3 protein-coding genes are annotated in these 4,200 nt (G+C 32.7%); 2 read left to right on the top strand and 1 reads right to left on the bottom strand.

What is annotated here, in order from left to right:
* Positions 1 to 337: 337 nt before the first annotated feature.
* Complete coding sequence (locus AC3DU7_RS17010; protein WP_488040507.1) at positions 338 to 538, top strand: hypothetical protein; 201 nt, start codon at positions 338 to 340, stop codon at positions 536 to 538.
* A gap of 8 nt (positions 539 to 546) precedes the next feature.
* Positions 547 to 1,284 carry a class I SAM-dependent methyltransferase gene (locus tag AC3DU7_RS17005; RefSeq protein WP_488040506.1) on the top strand — a complete coding sequence of 246 codons (738 nt, stop codon included), beginning with the start codon at positions 547 to 549 and terminating at the stop codon, positions 1,282 to 1,284.
* 1,601 nt (positions 1,285 to 2,885) lie between these two features.
* On the opposite strand, the gene AC3DU7_RS17000 is transcribed toward AC3DU7_RS17005, so the two are convergent.
* The gene (locus tag AC3DU7_RS17000) at positions 2,886 to 4,010 is read right to left on the bottom strand and encodes a site-2 protease family protein (protein ID WP_488040505.1); all 1,125 of its coding nucleotides are present in this window, start codon (positions 4,008 to 4,010) and stop codon (positions 2,886 to 2,888) included.
* Between the last annotated feature and the right edge of the window lie 190 nt (positions 4,011 to 4,200).

Below are 4,200 nucleotides of genomic sequence, written 5' to 3'. Positions count from 1 at the left end.
AGAAAAAATAAAAGTTAGGCAATTTTTCTCACATCGCCTGAAATTTTGTATCTTAGTTTTATCTTTTTCTATACCCACCTGCTTACCTATATAGCGTTTCTCAAGTTACTGAAGTACAGTTGTTTTTCTTATTTTCTATTGCCTACTCCCTACTCCCTACTCCCTACTCCCTAAAATCAAGGAATTTTGTACCTCACACTTTTTGGGAACTGTTATATTAACTATATTGGTTATAATAGTTTAAGGAATCTTAGACCTAAAGTCCAATTAAGATTAACTACATAATTATTATATTGGACAATACCTAAAAAATTAACCTTTTAAGAGTTTTTGTGCCATGAGTACATTAATTGGCCTGTTATTACTGATTGTATATGGAGGTGGAATCTGGAAGTTCTGGAATGGGTTTAAACAGACGAACTTTTCTCAGAACTTTCAGAATCGTTTGGTATTATCTATATTTTGGCCTGTTTTATTAATCGGTAACAAATCTTACCGTAAGAACTTTACAAAAGCTCTGAAAGGTTCTAGACGATAGAAAAATAAATGTCCAAAAAAAAGACTGCTTTGTCCTCAGATGGGGACCAATCTTCCTGGTTCGCTCAAAAAAATTTAGATAATTGGCATACTCAAATCATTGCAGTACAGAGTCGCTTTGATCGAGATTACCGAGGAGAATCTTTTGAGTTACCCTCGGAAATTGAAGCAATGCCAATATTTCATGATTATGCCTCCGGTAATCTCACAGCAAAAGTAGTTTCACCTTTTTGGGAAATAGCTAAACCTAAGAAAAATCAAAAATGTTTGGATATTGGCTGTGGAGTAAGTTTTTTGATTTACCCTTGGCGTGATTGGGAAGCTTTTTTTTATGGTCAAGAAATTAGTACGATTGCCAGAGATAATCTAAATCACCGAGGTTCTCAACTAAATTATAAACTATTTAAAGGAGTAGAGTTGGGACCTGCTCACCAATTAAATTATCAAGCAAATGAATTTGACTTGGCGATCGCTACAGGCTTTAGTTGTTATTATCCTATAGATTATTGGAAAGAAGTACTCAAGGAAATAAAACGCATTCTTAAACCTGAAAATAGCTTTGTTTTTGACATACTTAACCCAGAACAACCATTAGCAGAAAATTGGGCAATTTTAGAAACTTATTTAGGAGCAGAAGTATTTTTAGAACCTTTAGAAAATTGGGAAAAAATGATCGACTTTATGGGCGGAAAAATAGTAAAGCGACAACCTGGAGAACTATTTCAAATGTATAAGGTGAAATTTTAATTAGTGAAGAGGTTGGAATGGGAGATTACTAGTTATAGAGTTGTGTTTTCAAGATACATCAGAAGGAATAAGTAAGAAAGAAAAATATTGTCTTGTCTGAACTTTAAACTTTTGATTTATCTGCTCCCTTTCCTTTGATTGCTAAATATTATATATTCTAAGGAACGTAAATTAAATAAGACAGAAAAATTCTGTTTTAGGTCCGATAAAACCTCTTAAAAGTAATTAATTTTCTCTAGTTTTAATTAATTTTCATTCCTTAGTTAATTAACAAAAACTTTCTCTCTAATTCTACTTCTACAATCTCCTCATTCTTTCTCTATTCCCTAATTGTTTAGATATATTATATAGCAATGTGCGCTGGCTTGCTTTACAAATGTCAGGAACTGTCCAATAGCTAAAAGTTTTATATAATAAGCTTTTTATCCCCCCTACTGCCTCACAGGAGTCAGCATTCCCTCACAGGAGTCGGCGTTCCGCAAGCGAGCTGTCGGCGGCGGGGGGTCTGACCGCTATTGCCTACTGCCAAATGAGCTGCGCACAGCGCTATAAAATTTCAATTTACACATTCATATTTTTGTTTCGATCAAAACCACATCTTCTCTGCCAACAATACCAATAAAAAAAAAGAATGTGTTCAAATAATAAGCTTAATTAGGGCTTGCTTATTAAAAATCAAAGCATTTGTAGACAAAGATTTTAGCATTTTTATGTCTAAAAAAGTGAGCTTGTTTCAGTCTAAAATACTCAAAAAGTTAGCATTTTGGGAAGATTATGGCAGAACAATTAAAGTACTATTCTTATGACTATTTCTTCTATAATTCTCATTCCTCCTGACTTCTGGATTCTGGCTCCTACCCTTGCCAAAAAACTTTATTCAGCAAACCCTAATTAAAAGACAAATGCAAGAAATTTTGCTTTGGCAAATCAAGAGAATTTATGACCAAAAAACTGGTATTGAAGCCATTATTCTGACTCCTATTTCACATTCATATACAGCGTTTCCCTTTGTTACGAGGTACAAAATTTGAGGTTTGAGGGAACACCGTATCTGGGAACAGATAAAGAATAAAAACAACTGTACCTCATAGCTTAGGAAATAGCTGTATATGTTTTGAAAAACACCACATATTTTCTATCAATAATACCAATTTGAAAAAATAATGTGTTTGAATAATCAGCGTAATTAAAAGATAAGTGCAGGAAATATCCCTTTGAAAAAAACAGAGAATTTATGACTAAAAAACTAATATTGAAGCCATTGATTCTGATTCCTGGCTCCTATGATATAAAATATTAAGTACTTTTCTGTTACATTAACCTAAACGTAATAATTTCCTGCGGGATGCTACGCAAACAGAAAATAATGAATAATTTCTTCTAAGGTTGAAGGAGTTTGCCTTACCAGTAACTTTTAATTCTCTCTCAATTTTTCAATGGCTTTTACCTAATAATAAAGGTTTAAAGCCTCTCCTTTAAATGAGAAACAAGAAAAAATTTTCATGATTAGTCAATCCTCTTCTTTTCAAGGAAAAGTAATTATTCATTGTTGAACTCCTCCTCCAATCAATAACTGATAGCTGATAGCTGAATGCTTACACCTAAGCAGGTTTTACCTGAACTTTATTTTCCAACAGACTCCTAATTGAAGCTTTTTCAATTAATCCAACTAAAGCACCATTCTCATCAATAACAGTTAATTCATTAATTTGCTTTTGTTCCAGCAAAGAAACTACTTCTAAAAGAGAAGTTTTAGCTACTACAGTCTCCATATCTGTTACAGGTTTAGTTAATTCTTTTACCATAACCACAGGCCATTCAGAAGTATTAACTATTTTCAAATCATCAACATTAATTATCCCTACTAACTGCTCTACTTCATTAATAACTAAAAACTGCTTTCTACTATCTTTCCCAATGACATATTCATTCACAAATTCTCTTAAAGAAAGACTTTCTGAAACAATTGGGCTATTAGGAATAATAGCATCTGCTGCTGTTAAGTTTGCAAGAGTACCTTGAATTTCTGCATATTGGGCAGAACGACCAGCATTTTGTAGTAAAAACCAACCAATGAGAATATTCCAAATATTAGGAAAACTACTAAATAAAAATGTGGGAATTAAACCAGAAATTATTGCCAACCAACCAAATGCTTGACCTACTCTACTAGCAAAAATAATTCCTTTGTAAGGGTTATTAGTTATTTTCCAAACAATCGATTTAAGGATATTACCACCATCAAGAGGTAAGCCAGGAATTAAATTGAATAATGCTAAAGCTAAATTGATATAAGCTAAGAGTTGTATAATTGCTGCTAATGGTCCGTTGATGGCTGTAAATGTATTAATTACAGTAAACAAACCAAATAAAACTATACTTACTAATGGACCTGCAATTGCCACCCAAAATGCTTCTCCAGGAGTTTTTGATTCTCTATCTAAACTAGCTAAACCTCCAAATAAAAATAGGGTGATTGATTTGACTTCTATTCCTTGAGATAGAGCAACAAAACTATGACCTAACTCATGAGCTAGAACAGAAGAAAATAATAATAATGCAGCTATTAATCCTAATATCAGTGGTAATATTCCACCCAATTCTGGAAATTGCTCTGCCAGATTGCTACTGTAAGTTAAAGTGACAAGAAATAAGACAAAAAACCAGGATGAGTTAATGTAAAATGGTATGCCAAATAGGTTACCTACACGAAAAGACTTATTCATAAATCTATCCTCTCAGTTAATAAGCTTTAAGTAAGGGAATTTCTTCCTCTTTTAAATCTATATATTTACTGTAACAAAATGTAAATTAGCTTTGTAGTTTCTTAATATAGTGTTATCCCTCCCTCAATGTTCGGTCATTTCAGTTATCAGTTAGCTTTCTATCGGATGAATTTTCCTAGGGAATGCTACG

It is taken from the genome of Okeania sp. (assembly GCF_983059655.1).
Note: the sequence above shows the minus strand (reverse complement) of the source record. Positions and strands in the feature narration are given on the sequence as shown.